The following is a 20,617-nucleotide window of genomic DNA, read 5'->3' as shown; positions in this document are numbered from 1 at the left end:
GGTTGGGCATTGCGGGGAGCGGATTGACGGCTGAATTGTCGCGGTGGACAGGAGATCGGGCCGGCCTACTGCCGCAGTCGCCTGTAGCGCGATACCGGCGGTGTTTGCATCAACACCGCAATAGGAAACGAATGGGCGGCGCCGGTGCCGCGAGACTGTTCTTCTCACGCCCCGCGGGCCGGCGCAACGCTTGCCCTGTTAAGGAGCGTTCGTGGCCACGTAGGCCACGATCTCGATCAGCATGTCCGGATGCACGAAATCCTTCACGACCACGCTGGAGCGATTCGGGTACGGCGCCGTGAAGAATTTGCGGTACACATTGTCAATGCAGCCCATATGTGTCGCTTCTTTCATGTAGATCAGCACTTGAGCAACGTCAGAAGAGGTCGAGCCCGTGGCTGCCAGGGCTTGCTTGAGGTTGCTGAACGTCAGATGGGCTTGCTGCTCGATATCCTCGCCAGCGATGCTTCCTGTACCGTCCACCGGTCCGTGGGCCGTGAATATGATGCCATTCGCGCGGGTGGCCCACGAGAATGGCTGAGCCATTGGCTTCAGACCGGTATCGATGACTTCAACCATCAAAGTATCCTTGAAATCTTCTTCCAGCCGACACTTGGCCGGCTGAGCGATGTGGGTTATCCGCGGCGTCGGCGCGCGATGACATCCGCGAGGCCGCTCGCGACCGCGTCAACGTTGCGGGAGTTCAGCCCAGCGATGCAGATGCGACCCGAACGAACCAGATAGATACCGTGCGCTTCACGCATATAGTCGACTTCGCCGGCGCTTAGCCCGGTATAGCTAAACATACCCGTTTGACGGGTCAGGAACTCGGCCGGGTAGTCAGCCTGGGTCTCAAGCGCGCTGCGCAGGGCAAGTCGCATCAAGACCATTCGTGCTCGCATGGACGCGACCTCATCTTCCCATTTGGCCTTGAGTCCGGATGACGACAAAACCGTGGCCGCAAGTTGGCCGCCGAATGCCGGGGGGCTCGAGTAGATCTTGCGGACGATGGCCTTGAGCTGGCCCAAAACATTGTCGCCAACTTGCTTGCTGTCGCAAACGATGGAAAGACCTCCCACGCGCTCGCCATACAGGGAGAAGTTCTTCGAGAAGGAGTTGCTCACAAACAGTGGCAGGCCTTTCTTAAGAATCTTTCGGATTGGCGCGGCATCTTCGTCGAGCCCTCTGCCGAAGCCCTGATATGCCATGTCCATGAACGGAACCAGCTTGCGTGTCTCAACAATCGCAATCACTTCATCGAATTGCTCAGGAGTCAAGTCACACCCAGTAGGGTTGTGACACGAGGGCTGCAAGAGCACTACGCTGTGCGGGGGGAGCGTCTGCAGCGTACTCAGCATTGCGTCGAAGTCGACCCCATTTCCCGCCGCATTTAGATAGGGATACGTGTGGACGGTCAGTCCAGCGGACTCCAGCAGGGTGCGATGATTGTCCCACGTGGGGTTAGAGATCCACACGGCGCTGCCCGGCAGGTATTGCTTGATGAAGTGCGCGGCGACATGAATTGCCCCCGACCCACCAATGGTTTGGATCGTTGCGATCTGACCGCTGGTGACCTGAGGAGCGTCGGGGCCAAAAACCAAGTGTTGAACTGCCTCCCGGTAAGCAGCAACCCCCTCCATCGGCAGATAGGTATGCGGCGTAGGGTTGGCTTGGAGCTGCGCTTTGGCTTCCTGGACGCTTTCAAGAATGGGAATACGCCCATGTTCGTCGTAGTAGAGACCGATGCTCAGGTTGGTCTTCTGTTCGCGGGGGTCAGCAAGGAATCCTTCGAGCAATGAAAGGATGGGGTCGCCTGGGTAGGCCTCGACGTTATGAAACATGGTGGGCTATGAATTTGTCAGGTGGGGTGTTTTTTACAACGCAGTGCGGACACGCCACAGTTCAGGGAAGAGCTCGACATCGAGCATCTTGCGAAGGTAGGAAACTCCTTCCGTGCCACCGGTGCCGCGCTTGAAGCCGATGACGCGCTCAACAGTGGTAGCGTGGCGGAAGCGCCATTGGCGGAAAGAGTCCTCAATATCGACGAGCTTCTCTCCGAGCTGGTACAGATCCCAGTACCCTTCGGGATCGCGATAGACGACGGCCCAGGCAGCTTCAACCGATGGCTGATAAGACAGTGGCTGTGTCCAATCCCGTTCCAGGCACGCCGGATCAACGGACAGCCCTTTTCGTGCCATGAGTTTCAACGCTTCATCATAGATCGACGGGCTATTGAGAACTGCCTCCAAAGGCCCGAGCAGGTCCTCGCGATGTGCATGTGGATGTAGCATCGCTGCGTTTTTATTGCCAAGCAGAAACTCGATCTCGCGGTACTGGAACGACTGGAACCCCGAGGACATTCCCAGGTACGGCCGCATCGCCGAGTACTCGGACGGTGTCATGGTGGCCAATACGCTCCAAGCCTGCACCAGCTGATCCATGATGCGGGATACGCGAGCGAGTTTCTTGAACGCCGGCGCCAGTTTATCGGTGCGGACCTCAGTTCGGGCCGCGTGGAGCTCGTGAAGCATCAGCTTCATCCAGAGCTCGGAAGTCTGATGCTGAATGATGAACAGCATCTCATTGTGGTCGGGGGACAGTGGATGCTGTGCTGACAGAATTGGCGCCAGGCTGAGATAGTCGCCGTAGCTCATGTCCTTGGCGAAATTCATCTGTGCACCGTGCCATTGATCAGCCCCGGCGGTTTTGGTCGCGGTGCGACCGGCGGACATTGGGCAGCTCATCGTCATACTCCAATTAAGAATGTTGTGGGGGGGGTGGCGCTTGCCGTAGGATGGCGCGCACAGGGCTGGCGTCGAGCGCAGCCAGTTTCAGCGGTAAAGCGATCAGTTCGTAATCGCCGTCGAGGATGTCGTCCAGCACTAGGCCTTCCAGGATGGCCATATCGTGCGCCGCAATGCGCCGATGCGCATCCATCGTTTTTGACTCTTGGGGATCGAGTGATGGTGTATCAATGCCCAATAGTTGGACCCCCAACGCAGCCAGTCGGTTGACGGTTGCGGGAGCCACGGCGACAAAGTGCGGATCCCAGGCGACGGGAGACGTCTCGTAAGTACGAAACAAGACGCGGGAAGGCAATGGCCCCTCCCAGAATGATCTCGGAAGGCACTCTGGCTCAATAAAGCCACCGTGATCCGATACCCGGACAAGGCGGCACGGCCCGATATATCTGGTCAAGTCCACTGCCGCGATCCCGAGCCCTTCACGTTCATAGTGGACCGGCGCGTCGGCATGTGCGCCTGTATGCGGGGATAGCGTAATGCGGCCAACATTGACAGGGCTGCCTGCTTCCATGCGCCAGATGTGCTCATGACTGAAGGTTGTGTCACCCGGCCACACCGGCGTTTCCGCATGTATCAATGGTGAGATGTCCCAGATGCCTGCCGCGGCATAACGATGACTTTGCATGAGGCCTCCGTTCCGATACGATCTGCGGAGAATATTACGCGGCTAGTTGCGAAATGTGCTTCGTTTTTCTGCGACGTCGCCGCATCGTGGCGCAAGAAGTTTCGATGAAACAATGAATTTTTATAACTTTATGCAACTCGATCTGGACTCAATCGACATCGCAATTCTTCGCACACTGGAATTGGACGGGAGGATCACAAACCTGGACCTGGCAAAACAGGTAGGGCTTTCGCAGTCTGCTTGCCTGCGCCGAGTGAAGCTCCTTGAACATAGCGGGATCATCAAGGCGTACAAGGTACAGTTGGATCCGACTAACCTTGGTTTAGAGGTGCAGGCGATCGTGCAGGTCACCATGCGCCCGGACGGCGAGGGCTGGCACGAAGCTTTCAAGATGATGGTGGCTGATTGGCCGGAAGTCGCCTATGCGTACGTGATCACGGGGTCAAGCAACTACATCCTGCTGGTGCGTGCGCGCTCGCTCAGGGAATACGCTGATTTCGTGATTGGCCGTCTTTATAAGACCTCTGGAGTGCTGGAAGTGAAATCGAACATCGTGCTGGAAGAGTTCAAGGGAGACGGCTCGCCACTCGAGGTGGTGCTCCGCAACGCGAAGCCCAGAAGCTGATCAGGCAGGCAGCATCCTGACGCGCCATTGTTCGCGCGACTTTCGAGCGTGCGCGCGCCCAGGCCAAGATATGCACCTTTACGTGCGATCTCAGGATAGTCGCGATGCACCCTGGCGCCGCGTTCGAAAGGCGATCTGCCTGACCGACGGACGAACATCTGACCCAGCCACGGGGTTCACGCGATAGTCCGGTTTGGACTTATCCACCAGCCTCTAGCGCCACCTCGACGTTCCGATTTGGTGCATTCCTCCGCACAGCGTGCCGCCTGATTAGCGGCCGTACCCTCCGAACTGTCCTTTCGCGCGCCTATGTTGCGCTGCGACATAGGATTGATTGAGTCAAATGTACGTGCCCACATAAACATATGACTTACCAACGTGACTGTTGGCCCGTGCTGCAGACTTCGATCTTGCACGGCGAAGTCGCTGTTCTGCAAATGCCACGCGCGACGAATAAGTAAGCGCGTATCAGCCTAATTAAATCGCCCCACCCCAGCAGGGTACGTCAGATTAACTGGAGGAAATAATGAAAGGCAAAGCTAAAAAAACGGCACGAGCCGTGGTTGCTGCCGCGTCGCTTCTTTTTGCGCACGCCGCAATGGCGAGCGACACGGCATGGTGTGACGCCAGTCGTCCCATCAAGTTTGCAGAGATTGGCTGGGATAGCGGAAAGTTCTTTTCGGAGCTGATGCGTGAGATCATCGAAAAAGGCTATGGCTGCAAAACTGAAGCGGTGGTCGGGTCTAGCCCAATCACCCAGGCGGCATTGTTGAACAATGATCTCCAGGTATTTGTTGAATATTGGCAGGGTCGCACAGAATCGTTCGAGCGCGCGGCCGAACGTGGCAGCATTCAACTTGTCGGTTCACTCGTCAAGGGAGGTGGTCGGGAAGGCTGGTTCGTGCCTGAATATGTTGTTCGCGGCGATGCGGCACGAGGAATCAAACCGATCGCCCCCAACCTCAAGTCAGTCTCAGACCTCGCAGCCTACGCAGAAGTATTCCGTGATGACGAGGATCCCACGAAGGGACGATTCTACAATTGCCCGACGGGCTGGGCCTGCGAAAAGGATAACACGCAACGCCTGAAAGCCTACAAGTTGGCAGCTGCCTACAACAACTTCCGACCCGGAACGGGTGCCGCTTTCGATGCGGCCATTGCGTCGGCGTTTCAGCGAGGAAAGCCGATCCTTTTCACATACTGGGGGCCTTCGAACATCCTTGGCAAGTATCGGTCGATCCAGCTCCAGGAGCCGGAGTTCAACGCCGAATGCTGGAAGACTATCCATGAAAATCCCGCCACGAACCCCTGTGGGTCGGCTTCCCCAGCTACGAACCTGACGACTGCAGTGTCCAAGGATTTTGCAAATGGCGCTCCGACGATTGTAGCTTTCATGCGCAATGTCAGCGTTCCCATGGAAGATATTAATCGTGTCATCGCAGAGATGGCAGATAAGAAAGTCCCTGCACGCACGGCGGCACGAACCTACATCACTGAGAACAAGAAGACGATTGAACAATGGCTTTCGCCGGATGCGCGTAAGGCGCTGTACGGGTCACGCTGAATTTTCTGACGGAATTCTGCCAGACATGGCAAACATTCTGGTCTAAAGCAGTAGCCAGGGCGAGATCAACCATAGCCGGTGATAAAGGCATAGAAAAGCAAATTGCAATCTAGTCGCAACTTGCTGATTCATAATATTCGATGGTAGGGGAGGAGCTGTGGGACGTAAGAAAATTTTTCTTGTAGGGCTGTCGCTATTGACAGGAACCGCATTCGCACAATCGTCCGTGACGCTCTACGGGTTGCTCGATGCCGGTCTGACGTACACCAATGATGTCGTTAAGAACGGAGTGCAGGGTTCGTCAGTAGAGCTCATGACAGGTGTAGCGCAAGGTAGTCGCTGGGGGATGCGAGGCACCGAAGACATCGGTGGGGGCAACAAGATCATTTTCCAGTTGGAGAGTGGATTCCAGTTGGACACCGGCGTGCTCAGCGCTGGTGGACGTCTTTTCGGCTACGGATCTTATGTGGGAGCTCAGGGAGGATGGGGGACCCTGACCATGGGCCGGCAATATGATTTCATTGGCTGGTACTTCCCGGCTTATGCGGTCGCTTCCAATACACCGGCGGGCCTGCTTGCCTGGAGTCTGCCTTCGTATAGCGCCGGAGGATATTCGCTGGACAACCGGGTTTGGGGCGATTGGGTCGATAACTCGGTCAAGTATGTCTCTCCGAATTTCGGCGGATTCGATTTCGGCGCGATGTACGGCTTTGGCGAAGTAGCCGGCTCACTCGGGAAGAGCGCCACCACCAGCGTTATTGCGAACTACAACAATGGTCCATTTGGTGCGTCGGTCTCTTACTACACGCAGAAGAATGCTGTAGACAGTGACACAAAGCGCATCATCATCGGTGGTGCGGCGTATAGCTTCAAGTCCGTACGACTATTTGGACTAGTCTCCGACGTTCGCATCTCAAGCGCTGTGCGGCCCAGAGCCACGACCTATGAGCTTGGTGCTGTATATACGGTGACACAGCCGCTATCGATTGGTCTCGGCTACCAGTACCAAAGCCGGAATAATGATGTCGGCGACGCTCAACAGCTTACGCTGAGTCTTGACTACCAGCTTTCCAAGCGGACGGATGTGTATCTGGTGGGTGCGTATGGGCGCGATCGTGGCTTCGGCTCGCAGGTGGTGGCGGCAATTGGTGGGCCGTCGTCCGGATCCAGCCAGACCGCGGTGCGGGTCGGGATGAGACATCGCTTCTAAAGGCTATGTGGAATGGTAAGGCGGAGTCCGTTGCTCGCGATTTCGCCTTGCCGTATCCAATTTGCAGATCGAAAGTTCGTTGCCTCAATCTACAGCGAGAATTGGCTGAAATATAACGAGACGCTGTTGAGGTACAACGATACTACGTCAACAGCCAGTGCAGGTAACGATCGTAGGAATCTGTGACGAAGACGTCAAGTCGAAAAATATGATTGTTGACATTAGTACTGCCAGATATGCAAAGGGCGAAGGGCCGGCCCCTAGCCTGGAACGTGGCCTTCGTCTTCTCATGGAATTGGTCAGGCATCGTGCGCCAATGACGGCACCAGAAATCTCGCGACGGCTGAGTCTGTCGCGCATTGCGGTGTTCCGTTTGCTCGCCACGCTGGAAGCCACAGGCTTCGTCGAACGTGCCGGTGCGGGCCGTGGGTACCGAGCTGGCGTGGGGGTGCTTCGGCTTGGCTTCGGTCAACTTGCATCGATGGACCTTACCGAGCTGGGCAGTCCTTTGCTGAAACGACTAAGCGACGAGGTTGGATACCCTTGCCACCTGGCGGTACGCGATGGGCCGTGGATAGTGTATGTGGCGAAAGCCGATCCCAATAGCTGGCTTTTCGGCAACGTTGCCGTTGGCACCAGTTTGCCCGCATACGCCACTATGCCAGGTCGCGTTCTGCTTGGAGAATTGTCGCTATCCCAATTGCGTTCACTCTACCCCGAGACGGAACTGCGGGCGCGGGCCGGTCAAGCGTCGCAAACTGTCATGGATCTTTTTGAAGAAGTGCGACGGGACTATCAGCGCGGCTATGTGATGCATGAAAACGGGTTCGAAGTAGACGTTGCGGCGGTCGCCGTTCCGGTCCGGGATGCGCTGGGAACAATAGTTGCGGCCTTGGGCGTCATTGTCAAGCCGACGTGTCCGAACGGCGAAGAGATGGAGCGCCTGACTGCCAAGATGCGAGAAGCAGCTGCAGACTTATCTTGCTTAGTTGACGAACGGGACTTCGATTCCAGGCATGTGGGCGCAAACGGTGGGGCCGTATAGAAGACACGCGCCCGAGGAATAGGGTTGCAAGAAGGGAAATACAAAGATGAAGCAAGGCAGCTTATTGATGATGAGGGTGCAGGCGATCCGCTACGAGGCACGTGGCGTCGTTAGCCTGGAACTGCAGGGTGCCGGTGGAGAGACATTGCCCGAGTTCAGTCCCGGCGCACATATCGACTTGCATCTGGCCAATGGCTTGACCCGCAGCTATTCCCTGTGTGGCGCGCCAGAAGACCGCGATCGCTACACGGTAGGGGTACTGCTGGACCGCAACAGCCGCGGTGGCTCCCGCTTCGTTCATGAGGAATTGCTTGTTGGGCAAATGCTGCAGGTAGCGCCGCCGCGCAACCACTTTGCTCTGGATGAGGACGCCATGCAGTCGGTACTAGTGGCGGGTGGTATCGGAGTGACCCCCATCCTTTGCATGGCGCGACGCCTGGCCGAGCGTGGTCGCACGTTCACGCTGTTGTACTGTGCGCGATCCCGCGCCGAGGCTGCATTTGTGGAGCAGTTGGCCGGTTACGGTGACGCCGTACGCTTCCACTTCGATGAAGAAGAAGGGGTTCCCCCAGATATCAAGACCATGTTGGCCGGCAGGCACGTCGACACGCATTTCTACTGCTGCGGTCCGGGGCCGATGCTGAGCGCATTCGAGGATGCATGCAAGGCGCATGGTTATCCCAACGTACATGTAGAGCGCTTTGCCGCCGATCCCGCCACTGAGGCAGTGCAGGAAGGTGAGTACAGCGTCGCGCTGGGGCGTTCTGGAAAAAGCGTACTTGTGCCCTCGGGAAAATCGTTACTGGATGCACTATTAGAAGCCGAAGTGCAGGTTGAGTACTCGTGTCGGGAGGGCGTATGCGGATCGTGCGAGACGGCGGTACTCGAAGGCTGTCCCGACCATCGCGACAGCGTTTTGAGCCAGAGCGAACGCGACTCCAACAGGATAATGATGGTTTGCGTTTCCGGGTGCAAGGGGCGACACCTGGTCTTGGATCTTTAGTCACACTAGGAGAAACTTATGTCGAATAACCGTGGGGTGGTCTATGTGGGACCGGGAATCGTCGAAGTTCAGAGTATTCCCTTCCCAGATTTGGTTGAACCTAATGGAAGGAAGGCCAATCATGGGGCGATCCTTCGTGTAGTCTCCACGAATATCTGCGGTTCTGACCAGCATATGGTTCGTGGTAGAACGACTGCTCCCGCTGGACTTGTCCTCGGTCACGAGATTACGGGGGAGGTGATCGAGGTTGGCTCCGATGTTGTTACCCTCAAGAAGGGAGATTTGGTGTCGGTTCCGTTCAATGTTGCGTGCGGTCGATGCCCGATGTGCAAGTCAATGAACACGGGGGTTTGCTTGACCGTCAACCTTGCACGTCCCGGTGGTGCCTATGGATATGTCGACATGGGCGGCTGGATCGGCGGGCAGGCCGAGTACGTCATGGTGCCGTACGCGGATTTCAACTTGCTGAAGTTTCCGGACCATGACCAGGCAATGGAGAAGATCCGTGACCTGACCTGCCTCTCGGATATTCTTCCAACCGGCTATCATGGCGCAGTCACCGCGGGAGTGAAGCCAGGGACGACGGTCTATGTCGCCGGTGCTGGTCCCGTCGGACTGGCAGCGGCTGCGTCGGCGCGATTGCTGGGCGCGGCGGTCACAATCATTGGGGACGTCAACAAGGCTAGACTCGAACATGCTCGTAAGGTCGGCTTCGAGACGGTTGACCTGTCGCTTGATGTCTCCCTTTCGGAGCAGATTGCAGCGATCGTAGGCGAACCGGAGGTGGATTGCGCTATCGACTGCGTTGGGTTTGAGGCTCGTGGCCACGGACATAGCGGCTCCCAGCGGGAGGCGCCAGCTGCCGTTCTCAATTCACTGATGGAAGTCACGCGTGTGGCCGGACAGATCGGTATCCCGGGGCTGTACGTGACTGACGACCCAGGTGCAGTTGACGTTGCTGCCCAGCGCGGCAGCCTGTCTCTGCGTCTGGGGCAGGGCTGGGCAAAATCGCACAGCTTTTTTACTGGGCAGACGCCGGTTATGAAATACAACAAAAACCTCATGCAGGCGATTCTCTGGGACCGGATTGATATCGCCAATGTCGTCAATGTGCAGGTGATCTCATTGGAGGACGCACCACAAGGCTACACACAATTCGATGCAGGTGTGGCCAAGAAGTTCGTTATCGATCCTCACGGAATGTTGAAAGCTGCTGCGTGACGCCGAGAGAAGTGACCATGCCCTCGCTTGTAGGGCATGGTTTTTATTTTAGTAAAGTAAGGGTCTATGCCGGAACCGAGCTTTCGCTCTGTCTACGCATTATCCGACTACGTAGGCAGCATACGGTCAAACTGGGTCGGATGCGTTGGATCATGGGTCTGCATTCGTGAACTAGGTCTGGCGAGAGGCGCCATTCATTGCTCCATCCGTCGAGGTGGGCTGGATGTTGAGGCTGTGGAGGGTTAACCATTCCCACTTCGTCAGTGCTACTGTCATTACGGCAGTGCAGTAAACGCAGCGCGCCGCTGTTTTCAATCGAACTCGACGAGCAGAGCCCTAGCTGCCCGCAGGTCCACCGTGTCAAAGCCTTCGGTGAACCAGCCATAGCACTCAGCCAGCATCTGGCGGGCGTCAGGGGATTTGCCCAGCTGCTGCCACAGCCGGCTCAAAGCGACCACCGCACGCAACTCCAGAGATCGGGCGCCTTGGCGGCGGGCAATCGCGATAGCCTGAAGGAAGCAGACTTCGGCGTCGGGCCGGCCGTTGTTCCCTTGGCCTCCGTAGCTTGGCACCAGAAGCGTTAATTCCCCCTTGAGCCGGTACAGTTCCGCTTCGTACACACGTTCCTCGGTCGGGTCCGCCAGCGCCAATGCTTCGGCCAGCGCCGCAAGGCCTAGCTTGGCTTGTCCTGCTCTTGTGCACGCTTCGGCCAACAGGGCTAAGAAATGGGTCCGCCAAAGCTCGGCTCCGGTGGCGCGGTAGGCGCTCAATCCCCGCTGTATCATGTCAACGCCTTCCGCTGCACGGCCCAGGTGAGCCAGTGCCCAGCCTGAGAGGATGGTCCCACAAGCCGAGCCGAACGGTAAGCCGTAATCGGTTGCGAGGGTGAGGAGTGCCTGCGCCAGATCGTGTACAGGCTGCACTTCGCGGCGGAACAGACGGACCTCAGCGGCGAAGATAAGGGCATCAGCCGAGTCAGGAGGATGGGATGGGGTCAGGGCCAAGGCGAGCGCCTCATGGCTGCGTGCGAGAGCTTGGTCCGGATAGCCGAGAAGCCACAAGTCCATGGCTACGAGGGCCAGCCCCTGTACACCGGGTTCGAGTCCATAAAAAAAGCCGTGTGACCGATGTTTCCCGGGGTTGTAGAGCGCAATGGCTTCCTCTAACTGTGCGCGGGCGGGGTTCAGCTCGCCGAGACAGAATAAGCTGGCCGCTAACGCCCGCCGCGCTTGTACGAGCAATGCGGGGTCCCGCGCCTTTTCGGCTAGCGCCAGCAGTTGCTCCGCCAACTCGCGCGCGGTCTGGAGTTCCGCGCGGACTATGTAAAACGTGCGCAGCCCCAGTAGGGCGGGGAAGAGCTGGATCGTCTCCCCGAGTTGGTGACACAGCGCCAGAGCGCGCGTGTAAGTCGCCTCCACTTCCGGGGCAGCGAATCCCTTGGTAGCCATCCAGGCCGGGCCGAGGGTGATTTGAATGACGAGTTCGTGCCGTGCGCGCTCAGGAGTATCAGGCAGCGTTGCGAGCAAGGCCAGTGCCATGGTGAGGTGGGTGACAGCTTCGGCATCGGCGGAACGTTGCACTGCTTGGCGCCCGGCGCAGTGCAAGTATTCCACCGCCTTCGGCGCGTTGCCGCTGCGGCTGAAATGATGCGCCAGCTCGCTGCAGTGCTCCTCTATCTGGGCGCCAAAGAGAGCCTCAATCGCCTGAGCGATGCGCTCATGCAGTGCCTGACGCTGCTCACTCAGCAGCAAGCCATAGGTTACTTCCTGTGTTAATGCATGCTTAAAGCTGTATTCCACCTCTGGGAATGCTGGCTGCTCGTAAATGAATTCCCCCTCTTGCAGCCGCGTCAGCAGTCTCTTCGTCGTGTCTTCGGGCTGCCCGACGACTCGCGCGAGCAGGCTCCAGGGAAACACCTTGCCGATCACGGCCAGGGTCTGCAGGAGTGCCTTCTCGGCTGGCCGCAGGCGGTCGATGCGGGCTGCGAGCACCCCCTGCACGGTGGGCGGGATGTGCAGTTTTCCGGGGATACGTTCTAGACGGTAATGGCCACGCTCACCACGTAGAACCTGTTCCTCGACCAGCGTCTGCACCACCTCCTCGATGAAAAACGGATTGCCCTGGGTCTGCTCCAAGATTAGGTGCTCGAGGGGGGCGAGCCCGGCTGCGTCGCCCAGCAGGGCTCGCAGTAGTTCTTGAGCTTCGGCTTCGCGCAGAGGATATAGCCGCAACTCGGTGTAATAGCTCTTGGAGCTCCAATGGTGCCGATACTCGGGGCGGCAATTCACTAGCAGCAGGATGCGAGCGCCAGCCAGGCTTTCGCCGAGAAAGTCTAGGAAAGCCTCGGTTTCGCTGTCGAGCCACTGCAAATCCTCAACGATCAGCTCCAGCGGCTGGGCTTGGCTCTCACGCACCAGCAGCCGCTTGACAGCCTCGAATGTATGCTGCTGGCGGATCTGGGCATCCATCTGAGCCAGCGCCGAGCCCGGCTCGGCGGCTCCCAGCAGGTAAAGCAGATAGGGCAGGTTGTCTTCCAGCGCGCGGTCAAGGGTCAGGACCTTGCCGGTGAGCTTTTCACGCCGCCGGCGCTCATCGTCCTGCGCCGTGATCTGGCAGTAGTTCCGCAGCAACTCGATTAATGGTAGATACGGATAAGCTTTGCCGTGAGAAACCGAGAAGGTTTCCAGCACGAGGCAAGCGCGAGGCGCAAGAAGCTTAAACTCGTGGCATAGCCGCGACTTGCCGACTCCCGGCTCACCGACCACGCTGACGATCTGACCATGGCCGGCCTGCGCCCCCGCCCGCGCTTCGCGCAACCGCTCGAGTTCACGCGTACGGCCGACAAAGCGCGCCAGCCCGCGGCTGGCCGAGACCTGGAGCCGAGTGCGCAGTGGACCGAGACCGAGGACTTCGAAGACAGCGAGCGGCTCGGGGAGCCCCTTGATCGGAGTCGCGCCAAGCGCCTTGAACTCGAAATAGCCTTCGGTCAGGTTGTGGGTGTGTTCGCTCGCAACAATTGAGCCGGGCAACGCGATGCTCTCCATCCGCGAAGCAATATGGATCGATTTGCCAACAGGATCGTAGTCGGTGTGCAAATCCTTGATGCGAATTGTGCGCACTACCACTTCACCGGAATTGATGCCGACGCGGATCTGCAGCGCGATCCCTTGGGTGAGACGCACCTCGTCGGCGTACCGACGCATCGCTTCCTGCATGCGTAGCGCCGCAAGCAGAGCGCGCTGCGGATGGTCTTCGTTCGCGATTGGCGCGCCAAACAGCGCCAGGATGCCATCGCCCATCGACTTGGCTACATAGCCTTCATAGTGATGCACGGCGTTCATCATCAGCGCTAGCACAGGGTCAATCAGTCGCCGTGCGTCTTCCGGATCGAGGTCGTGGATCAGCGCGGTCGAGCCGGCCATGTCGGCGAACAGGGCGGTTACCGTCTTGCGCTCGCCATCCGCCGCGCCACGAGCTTCCATGCCCGTCTGTGCCGCTCGAATGCGCTCGGCCAAGTATGGGGGTGTGTAGTCGATGGGGGCGCTCGGCGCAGGTGCCGTGATAGGGGACGTCGCGCTCATTGGCGCGCCGCATTCGCTGCAGAATTTGGCTCTGGCACTGGCCTTTTGCCCACAGGCCGGGCAGACGCGAACAAGCTTTGCGCCACATTCCTCACAGAATTTGACGCTTGCCGGATTCTCGAACCCGCAGCTTGCGCAGCGCATGGGGCTTATCCCTTCCAGGATCTGGAAGACTTAACTACTAGATCTTATCAGCGCGGGGAAGGGCTAGCGAACCGGCCTAAGCGCGCGCGAGCGCCACGGAAGCTCTGGGCTGGCGTGCTCTCGGCAGCAAAAGCACCGGCGCGTGGAAATGCGTGAGCGCAGGCCAAGAGTCGGGGCACCTACCGACGTGATGGACCAAAATGATGCTCTGTGTCCATTGGGAGTGTCTGCAGAGGTGCACAATTCTTCACGTTGCTCAATTCTGGCAGGCGGTTCAGGCTCTTCCTTATGAAGCCGTCCACGGTTTCCCGCCACGACTGCGCTCAGCCCTGTTCAGCTCGGATGAGTGCAATTTCGTCGTCGAGTGGCGCAGGCTAGTCCGCTTGACTGCGCTCCAAGACAGCCCGCGCCTGCAATTCGGACGAGTTCAGCCAAAAGCGGGCATATATCCCATTCAGACAACGCGCGTCTGACCCGACGCAACTCAGGGCGGTAACAGCGCGGCGCGGGCGGCGGCGAGAACTTCGCGATTCAAACCTTCGAGCAATCCTGACGCCGCACGTACGTGTTGCCAGTGAAGCGGTACATCAAGCGGGGTGTTCGGCACCAACTCGACGAGTGAACCGTCCTCAAGATGAGGGGCGATCAGTGCCTCCGGATGCAATGCCCAGCCCATGCCAGCCAATGCTGCGGTCACAAAGGCGTGGGACGAAGGCAACGTGTGCCGGGGAAGCTCCACGTGCCGATGGCACAAACGCCGCACCCACCGCGCCTGCAACTCATCTTTGGTGTTGAACACTAGGCTGGGCGCCTGCGCCAGACTGCCAGCGCCGACCCCATCGCCGAAATGGCGTTGGATAAAAGCTGAACTGGCGGCCGCCAGGTAGCGCATGGAGCCCAACGGGCGGCTGTTGCAGCCTGCGGCAGGACGGGCTGTGGCCGTTACGGCGGCCAGGACTGCGCCGCTGCGCAACCACTCCGTGGTGTGGTCCTGGTCGTCCACCGCCACCTCCATCAGCACGGGACTTTCAGCAGCGAAGGCGGCGATGGCCGGCGCGACCCAGGTGGCCAGGCTGTCGGCATTCACCGCAATGGGCAGCGCTACCCGTGCAATGCCCTCCGGGGCAAGCGCCGGTAATGCCCCTTGCAACTCTTGCTCGAGCAGCCGCACACGGTCAATGTGTTGGCAAAGCCGGCGGCCCGTCTGCGTGGCCCGGCAGGGCTGATCGCGCACCACCAGCGCGCAGCCTACGCGCTCCTCCAGCAGCCGAACGCGCTGCGAAATCGCCGAAGGCGTCACATGAAGAGCGCGGGCGGCACGCTCAAAGCTGCCCTCCCGAACCACGGCAGCCAATGCGGACAGAGCGGAGTAATCCAGCATAGGTTAAGTTTGGCTAAACAGAATGAAGAAAAGGTAGTTTGTCTTCATTCGCTGGTGCAGGCAAGCTAGATGTATGAACACCTCGCTTGCCTTATCCGTTTCCGTCCAGGGCCTGGCCCTGAGCCTGGGCCTCATCGTGGCTATCGGCGCACAGAACGCATTCGTACTGCGCCAGGGTCTGCGTCGTGAGCATGTGGGCAGCGTGGTGCTGTTGTGCGCCATGGCGGACGCATTGCTGATTGCGGCGGGTGTCATGGGCATGGCCCAAGCATTGGGGGAGCGCCCCGGCCTCGCGCGTGTCCTGGCACTGGCCGGTGCCGTCTTCCTGGCGGTATATGGATGGCAGGCACTGCGCCGTGCGCGGCATGCTCACCAGTTGAAAGCATCTGACGGTGGGAAGGGTCTCAGCCGGGGTGCCGCATTGGCGCAGGCGGCGGCTTTCACGCTGCTGAACCCCCATGTCTACTTGGATACTGTGCTGCTGGTTGGCAGCATCGGTGCCCAGCAACCAGCAGCGCTACGGGGCTGGTTCGTGGCGGGAGCAAGCTCTGCCAGCCTGTTGTGGTTTGGGCTTCTCGGATTTGGCGCGCGCTGGCTGGCGCCGTGGTTCGCCCGGCCGAGGGCCTGGCAGGTGCTGGATGGTCTCATCGGTACGACCATGTTCGTCCTGTCCGCTCTGCTGGTGCGTCACGCCCTCGAACGACTCTGAGCTCTCGTGCACTTCCGTCGCGCGCTTCTTTGCATTGATTTCCGACAAAGCCATCCATCGTGGCTCGCTTGAGAGCGCTACGCAACCAGTCATGGTTGTAGATGGGCGACCACAGAGCGGCCCAGACGGGAAAGCCGGGATTGAACGACTCGGGAAACGCGATCGACTGGGCGCCCTCGCGGTGGCTTCGCCAATCAGGGGCAACGCCTTCCGCAGCGTTGCCTCGCGGTCCAGGAATACGGGGGCGGCGCGGACTGCGGCGACTTTGACAATGGGCAAGGACATGATAGGTAATCTCGTCCGGAGTAGGGTTTAGAAATGTGGATTGATGTGGTTGACGTCCTCCCTGCCCTCTGCCCACGGCAGCTGCGCTGAGCGCGAGAAGGACAGGGGCACGTCCGCGGGCGCGGATGTTCTTGGCGGCGTTGACGTCGCGCTCGTGGACCGTTCCGCAGGCGCCGCATGTCCATCCTCTTACTCCAAGACCTGCGACACCTTTCGGCGCCGTGGGCGAACCGCAGCACGAGCAGGTCTGGGTGGAAAGTGCTTCCTCGACTTCCTCGAACCACACGCCTGCTGCGGCGCCGACTGGTGCAACGCAAGTCTCACAGCCGTAGCCGGCTGCTGCCGGCGAAGGGTTGCGCGCCAGTGGCTTGCAGTTCTCCGGCCTAAAGGCCTCCGACTGCGAGATGTTGAGCTGCAAACACTGAGCCGCAACGTCATCACATTTGTACTGCAGCATGGTTCTCCGGTCCGGAAGGGGACTCCTAGGCTTCAGAATTCAGCGGTCAGGCTAAATGGTCGAGCGAGAAGAGATCACACGGCCGGCGTGGTGGTAGGCAGCGTGGCCGCCGTACTGCGCCAGGCGTGCCAGAAGCACCCTGTCCCCAGGGGCCTCAATTTGCCCGTTCGGCCGGGTGGCCGCCGGCCCGGGCGCGGCTGGCGTAGCCATGACTGGCAACATCAACGTGTCGTTCTCAACCGCAGGAGCACCGACATGACCAGATCGAAAGACCATATTCGCGTTTAGATCGCTTCCAGCGCTAGCTTTGAAAATGGACACGCCTGGCACGCAAGCAGGCTCTGCCTCCTACGTGTCAGTTCAATCGAAGTGATTGCGACTGCCCTGCAGGCGGCTACCCCGCTTTGCCACGAGGTCCAAAGTAGCCCCTGCCAAGTTCTGATGGGGGCTCTGCAGACATTCGTCCTACGCGGCTACACGAATCAACCGACAACTACATCGCATTCCCGGCCATGGAGGCTTGTCAGTCCAGGACGAACGGGATAGTATGATATGAACCGATCCGTATCGTATCTAGTAATTCTATTCAACTTTTGCACGCACTGGCCAACCTGGACATTTCCATGGCGGAAAGATGCCTACCCAGATTCAGATAAGACCTATATTGCGAACGAGATTCAGGAGACACATGCAAGCATTCTGCAGATACGTAATGAGGCGGAGCGTGAAGAATAGGAGGGCCCAAGGATGAGTGGCAAGACGATCGATATTGGTCGGATCCTCGACGATGGGCCGTTCAGCAGCATACAGAAGCTAGCCGTCCTGCTCGCCAGTCTGGCAGTTGTGATGGATGGCTTCGATGGCCAGCTTATTGGCTTCGCGGTTCCGGCGATACTGCGTGAATGGGGCATGACACGTGAAGCGTTCGCCCCCGTCGTTGCGGCGGGCCTCCTCGGAATGGCAATTGGCAGTGTATCGGTCGGCGCCGTGGCTGACCGGGTGGGTCGCAGGGTTGCACTCATCGCCAGCATAAGCTTTTTCGGCACAGCCACGCTTGCCATGGGCTTCTCAAACAGCCTGCTAGAACTGGGCGTGCTGAGATTCATGGCAGGGCTGGGAATCGGGGGCGCGTTGCCCACGGCGTCTATCATCGCGGTGGAGTTCACGCCAGCGAGAATGCGTACCCTAGCGGTGACAGCGACCGTGGTCTGTTATCCGGTTGGCGGGATTGTCGCCGGAATTCTGTCCGCCATCGTGCTGCCATATTCCGGCTGGCGCAGCCTGTTCTTCCTTGGTGGGCTGCTGCCACTTGCCCTCACCCTACTGTTAGCACTTTCCCTGCCTGAATCGCCCCGATACCTAGCACGGCGCGCGCACCGGCAGGAAGATCTCCGGCGCCTTCTTACCCGCATGCGAGGAGCTATTCAAGAAGGCGCCCATATTGTTGACTCGACCAAGATGGGCGCGGATGCAAATATGGGCTTGGCGAACCTGTTCACGGCACGCTGGATACGTGATACGGCAGCACTCTCTGGCGCGTTCTTTATGTGTCTGCTGGCGCTTTACAGTGCGTTTAGCTGGCTCCCGGCAATGCTGGCCTTTGAAGGCATGGAGTTAGTTATTGCGAGTCACGGGCTTACGGCTTACAACGTCGGAGGTCTGGTCGGAGCACTACTCTGCGCGGGCCTCGTCTCCAGATTTGGGTCGCGCGTCACCTTGGCAATTGCTGCGCTGGGGGCGATGCTAACCGCACTGTTACTACAGGCGTGCTATACCCGCATCGGTGTGAGCGCCTTTATTGTCGGTATCGGAATTCATGGATTCTTTGTCAACGCCGTTCAGGGTCCGATGTATGCACTCGGAGCTCATCTGTATCCAACGGAGATACGGGCCCGCGGTGTCGGTGCGGCTACGGCCTTTGGCAGATTGGGAGCGATTGTCAGCGCTTTTGCCGGCGCAGCGGTCATTTCCCTAGGTGGGGCGGCCGCCTACTTCACGCTCTTGGCTCTGGCAATGTTGTTCGCACTGATATGCATTTGCGTAATCAGTAATCACATTCCGGCGAGGAAGCAACATGGGCTTCCGGAGATTGCATCTGCCGAATAGCCCAGCCTTCAGCCGCCACTCCGGATTGCATACCGTCCTTAGCAGCTGAAAACAATGAAATTTGCCTCGGAGCAGCCTTGCCTGACTTCGGGTGTCCGAATGTGAAGCGGCAAGATGAGCTTGGAACTCTGCGCGGACACACGCGCGCCACAAAAAATGCGAGCCGTTGTGAATTCAAGATGTGTTTCATTGACAGACGGATCTGAGCAGCGACTGGTGGTTGAAACAAGAACACAACTGGTGGAGATATTAAGTTCGGAGCGGTACCTCAATGCCTTGTCCATGCGAACCAATTCCTATGCCATTGTGCTTCACGATAAGTTGATCAAAAAGGGCAGTGGAGTTACTGGCAGCCTGTGCGTCAGGCACAAGTTCAGATGTCCGTGAGAGGAACGCTGGCATTGGCGGCTGCCCTAAGCATGGCATCGATGCGCGCCTGCGATGTCCTGCTTCCGGCACTGTCGGTCGATTTCGGGGTGCCAATCGGCGAGGCAGGGTGGTCCATATCGGCATTTGTCCTGGCCTACGGCATTCTGCAACTCGTATATGGCCCGCTAGGCGACCGCTTTGGCAAGCTGCGTGTCATCGTTGTTGCGCTGGCTGCGAGTTCGGTGGCGAATATGCTAACGGCGCTCGCCCCAACAATGACCGCGCTTGCTATTGCACGGGGTCTTTCCGGCGCGGCGGCCGCAGGCATTGTTCCGATGAGCATGGCGAGAATCGGCGATACGGTGCCCATCGAGCGCAGGCAACAGGCTCTGGCCCGTCTTCTCCTCGCCACAATTGGAGGCCTGATTGGCGGTCAATGGATGTCGGGACTTGTTGCGGATGCACTGCACTGGCGCGTCGTGTTCATCGTGCTAGCGGCGGGCTTTGGCCTTGTCGCCCTTCGTGTCCGGACGAAGGCGTTGGGTGCGGCGCCAGACTCGCCACTTCGACGCTCCATTGGCGGACAGGTCTGGGGGGTCTTCCGGCAGCGATGGGCGCGACTTATTCTCTTGGTGACGGTGCTGGAGGGTTTATTCACGCTCTCGGGCTTCGCGCTTGTCCCCGCCTACTTGCACATGCAGTTCGGGTTGAGTCTGGGTGCAGCCGGTACGGTTATGGCGATGTACGGTGTCGGCGGATTGGTCTATGTAGTCTTATCGGGCATGCTGACTCGGCATCTCTCGCGAGCAGGCCTAGCAGGCCTGGGTGGTCTCTTTCTGAGCTCAGGCTTTGCCATTGTGGCTGGCGGATCGCGCTGGGAGTGGAGCGTACTTGGCTGCTTTCTTGGTGGACTTGGATTCTATACGCTTCACAACACTCTGCAGACCGAGGCAACGCAGATGTCGCGGGAAGCGCGAGGCACTGCGGTCGGACTTTTTGCTGCGACGCTTTTCTTTGGACAGGCGATTGGTATGAGTCTTGCGGCTGTCGTGGTTGACTCCTTGGGACAGACAATCTGGTTCTACTCTGCCGCCTTGGTGCTACCGATCGTAGCTTTTTCCTTTGGCAGAGCGGTCGGGCGCAGGAGTGCTTGCCTGCCTACACTTGACAGGTAGCGGGCCTTCGTCGGTACCTTGCCGAACTTCATCGGTTGGGGGCCGTGCTATCGGTCCCGGCTCTAGCGGCACGCGTTGCAGCGTCCGCGTGCGAGGCGTCAACGAATGGATGCTGTTCGAGCAGTTGCCGGCTGTCGTGCCGCCGAGTCTGCTGGGTGGAATGGCCCTGCAATACCGGGAGCGGAACGGCAACCGTTTCGGCAAACAGCTAGGCCAACCGACGACGAACGGCCGGATCGCGTTTTCAGTGGCAGTCTCTGCCGATGGTCAGGTTCCCATTTCGTGACCTGACCGACACGGTACGGCCCGCTCG

17 protein-coding genes are annotated in these 20,617 nt (G+C 59.0%); 10 read left to right on the top strand and 7 right to left on the bottom strand.

The window, feature by feature from the left end:
• Positions 1–198: 198 nt before the first annotated feature.
• From ACYP5B_RS48580 to kynB, 4 genes are read right to left on the bottom strand one after another with little or no spacing between them, the layout of a single operon-like run.
• A complete protein-coding gene (locus tag ACYP5B_RS48580; protein ID WP_459574596.1) occupies positions 199–579 on the bottom strand; it encodes a RidA family protein in 381 nt (126 codons plus the stop codon).
• Between the two features lie 56 nt (positions 580–635).
• Positions 636–1,841 (bottom strand): amino acid aminotransferase, encoded by a 1,206-nt coding sequence (locus tag ACYP5B_RS48575; protein WP_459574594.1) that lies wholly within the window; start codon positions 1,839–1,841, stop codon positions 636–638.
• Between the two features lie 33 nt (positions 1,842–1,874).
• Entirely contained in the window at positions 1,875–2,732 is an 858-nt protein-coding gene (kynA, locus tag ACYP5B_RS48570) for a tryptophan 2,3-dioxygenase (RefSeq protein WP_459574592.1), read from the bottom strand.
• A gap of 25 nt (positions 2,733–2,757) precedes the next feature.
• Entirely contained in the window at positions 2,758–3,429 is a 672-nt protein-coding gene (kynB, locus tag ACYP5B_RS48565) for an arylformamidase (RefSeq protein WP_459574590.1), read from the bottom strand.
• A 112-nt stretch (positions 3,430–3,541) separates the two neighbouring features.
• On the opposite strand from kynB, the gene ACYP5B_RS48560 reads away from it, so the two are divergent.
• The 6 genes from ACYP5B_RS48560 to fdhA all read left to right on the top strand — a co-directional run bounded on the left by ACYP5B_RS48560 (position 3,542) and on the right by fdhA (position 10,097).
• Positions 3,542–4,054: an Lrp/AsnC family transcriptional regulator gene (locus ACYP5B_RS48560; RefSeq protein WP_459574588.1), complete on the top strand. Its 513-nt coding sequence runs from the start codon at positions 3,542–3,544 to the stop codon at positions 4,052–4,054.
• A 526-nt stretch (positions 4,055–4,580) separates the two neighbouring features.
• Positions 4,581–5,618 carry a glycine betaine ABC transporter substrate-binding protein gene (locus ACYP5B_RS48555; protein ID WP_459574587.1) on the top strand — a complete coding sequence of 346 codons (1,038 nt, stop codon included), beginning with the start codon at positions 4,581–4,583 and terminating at the stop codon, positions 5,616–5,618.
• A gap of 157 nt (positions 5,619–5,775) precedes the next feature.
• Complete coding sequence (locus ACYP5B_RS48550) at positions 5,776–6,828, top strand: porin (RefSeq protein WP_459574585.1); 1,053 nt, start codon at positions 5,776–5,778, stop codon at positions 6,826–6,828.
• Between the two features lie 208 nt (positions 6,829–7,036).
• Positions 7,037–7,873, top strand: a complete 837-nt coding sequence (locus ACYP5B_RS48545; protein WP_459574583.1) for an IclR family transcriptional regulator — start codon at positions 7,037–7,039, stop codon at positions 7,871–7,873.
• 46 nt (positions 7,874–7,919) lie between these two features.
• Positions 7,920–8,876, top strand: a complete 957-nt coding sequence (locus ACYP5B_RS48540) for a PDR/VanB family oxidoreductase (protein ID WP_459574581.1) — start codon at positions 7,920–7,922, stop codon at positions 8,874–8,876.
• A gap of 18 nt (positions 8,877–8,894) precedes the next feature.
• Positions 8,895–10,097, top strand: a complete 1,203-nt coding sequence (gene fdhA, locus ACYP5B_RS48535) for a formaldehyde dehydrogenase, glutathione-independent (protein WP_459574579.1) — start codon at positions 8,895–8,897, stop codon at positions 10,095–10,097.
• A 311-nt stretch (positions 10,098–10,408) separates the two neighbouring features.
• Here fdhA and ACYP5B_RS48530 read toward each other — a convergent pair whose 3' ends face one another.
• Together ACYP5B_RS48530 and ACYP5B_RS48525 are read right to left on the bottom strand one after the other, a co-directional pair.
• Positions 10,409–13,822 carry an adenylate/guanylate cyclase domain-containing protein gene (locus ACYP5B_RS48530; protein WP_459574577.1) on the bottom strand — a complete coding sequence of 1,138 codons (3,414 nt, stop codon included), beginning with the start codon at positions 13,820–13,822 and terminating at the stop codon, positions 10,409–10,411.
• Positions 13,823–14,306: 484 nt separating this feature from the next.
• Positions 14,307–15,203: a LysR family transcriptional regulator ArgP gene (locus tag ACYP5B_RS48525; protein ID WP_459574575.1), complete on the bottom strand. Its 897-nt coding sequence runs from the start codon at positions 15,201–15,203 to the stop codon at positions 14,307–14,309.
• Positions 15,204–15,276: 73 nt separating this feature from the next.
• Between ACYP5B_RS48525 and ACYP5B_RS48520 the strand changes: the two genes are divergently transcribed.
• On the top strand, positions 15,277–15,912 hold the full coding sequence (locus tag ACYP5B_RS48520) for a LysE/ArgO family amino acid transporter (RefSeq protein WP_459574573.1): 636 nt from the start codon (positions 15,277–15,279) through the stop codon (positions 15,910–15,912).
• Here the strand turns inward: ACYP5B_RS48520 and ACYP5B_RS48515 are convergent.
• Positions 15,848–16,654: a zinc ribbon domain-containing protein gene (locus tag ACYP5B_RS48515; RefSeq protein WP_459574572.1), complete on the bottom strand. Its 807-nt coding sequence runs from the start codon at positions 16,652–16,654 to the stop codon at positions 15,848–15,850. The two genes, ACYP5B_RS48520 and ACYP5B_RS48515, sit on opposite strands and share 65 nt — an antisense overlap.
• A 747-nt stretch (positions 16,655–17,401) precedes the next feature.
• Here ACYP5B_RS48515 and ACYP5B_RS48510 point away from each other — a divergent pair.
• The 3 genes from ACYP5B_RS48510 (at position 17,402) to ACYP5B_RS48500 (ending at position 20,590) form a co-directional block, all read left to right on the top strand.
• Entirely contained in the window at positions 17,402–18,760 is a 1,359-nt protein-coding gene (locus tag ACYP5B_RS48510) for an MFS transporter (protein WP_459574570.1), read from the top strand.
• 401 nt (positions 18,761–19,161) lie between these two features.
• Positions 19,162–20,304 carry an MFS transporter gene (locus ACYP5B_RS48505; RefSeq protein ID WP_459574569.1) on the top strand — a complete coding sequence of 381 codons (1,143 nt, stop codon included), beginning with the start codon at positions 19,162–19,164 and terminating at the stop codon, positions 20,302–20,304.
• Between the two features lie 109 nt (positions 20,305–20,413).
• Positions 20,414–20,590: a hypothetical protein gene (locus ACYP5B_RS48500; protein ID WP_447431678.1), complete on the top strand. Its 177-nt coding sequence runs from the start codon at positions 20,414–20,416 to the stop codon at positions 20,588–20,590.
• Positions 20,591–20,617: the final 27 nt, after the last annotated feature.

This window comes from Cupriavidus sp. 8B (genome assembly GCF_054589115.1).
This window is presented reverse-complemented; position numbering and strand designations above follow the sequence as displayed.

What these genes read in the sequence shown, in the direction of transcription:
- ACYP5B_RS48525 (WP_459574575.1), bottom strand. Translation starts at nt 15,203, where the DNA reads ATGCTGGATTACTCCGCTCTGTCCGCATTGGCTGCCGTGGTTCGGGAG.
- ACYP5B_RS48545 (WP_459574583.1), top strand. Translation starts at nt 7,037, where the DNA reads ATGATTGTTGACATTAGTACTGCCAGATATGCAAAGGGCGAAGGGCCG.
- ACYP5B_RS48575 (WP_459574594.1), bottom strand. Translation starts at nt 1,841, where the DNA reads ATGTTTCATAACGTCGAGGCCTACCCAGGCGACCCCATCCTTTCATTG.
- ACYP5B_RS48510 (WP_459574570.1), top strand. Translation starts at nt 17,402, where the DNA reads ATGAGTGGCAAGACGATCGATATTGGTCGGATCCTCGACGATGGGCCG.
- fdhA (WP_459574579.1), top strand. Translation starts at nt 8,895, where the DNA reads ATGTCGAATAACCGTGGGGTGGTCTATGTGGGACCGGGAATCGTCGAA.
- ACYP5B_RS48540 (WP_459574581.1), top strand. Translation starts at nt 7,920, where the DNA reads ATGAAGCAAGGCAGCTTATTGATGATGAGGGTGCAGGCGATCCGCTAC.
- kynA (WP_459574592.1), bottom strand. Translation starts at nt 2,732, where the DNA reads ATGTCCGCCGGTCGCACCGCGACCAAAACCGCCGGGGCTGATCAATGG.
- ACYP5B_RS48580 (WP_459574596.1), bottom strand. Translation starts at nt 579, where the DNA reads ATGGTTGAAGTCATCGATACCGGTCTGAAGCCAATGGCTCAGCCATTC.
- kynB (WP_459574590.1), bottom strand. Translation starts at nt 3,429, where the DNA reads ATGCAAAGTCATCGTTATGCCGCGGCAGGCATCTGGGACATCTCACCA.
- ACYP5B_RS48560 (WP_459574588.1), top strand. Translation starts at nt 3,542, where the DNA reads ATGAATTTTTATAACTTTATGCAACTCGATCTGGACTCAATCGACATC.
- ACYP5B_RS48520 (WP_459574573.1), top strand. Translation starts at nt 15,277, where the DNA reads ATGAACACCTCGCTTGCCTTATCCGTTTCCGTCCAGGGCCTGGCCCTG.
- ACYP5B_RS48515 (WP_459574572.1), bottom strand. Translation starts at nt 16,654, where the DNA reads ATGCTGCAGTACAAATGTGATGACGTTGCGGCTCAGTGTTTGCAGCTC.
- ACYP5B_RS48530 (WP_459574577.1), bottom strand. Translation starts at nt 13,822, where the DNA reads ATGCGCTGCGCAAGCTGCGGGTTCGAGAATCCGGCAAGCGTCAAATTC.
- ACYP5B_RS48500 (WP_447431678.1), top strand. Translation starts at nt 20,414, where the DNA reads ATGCTGTTCGAGCAGTTGCCGGCTGTCGTGCCGCCGAGTCTGCTGGGT.
- ACYP5B_RS48555 (WP_459574587.1), top strand. Translation starts at nt 4,581, where the DNA reads ATGAAAGGCAAAGCTAAAAAAACGGCACGAGCCGTGGTTGCTGCCGCG.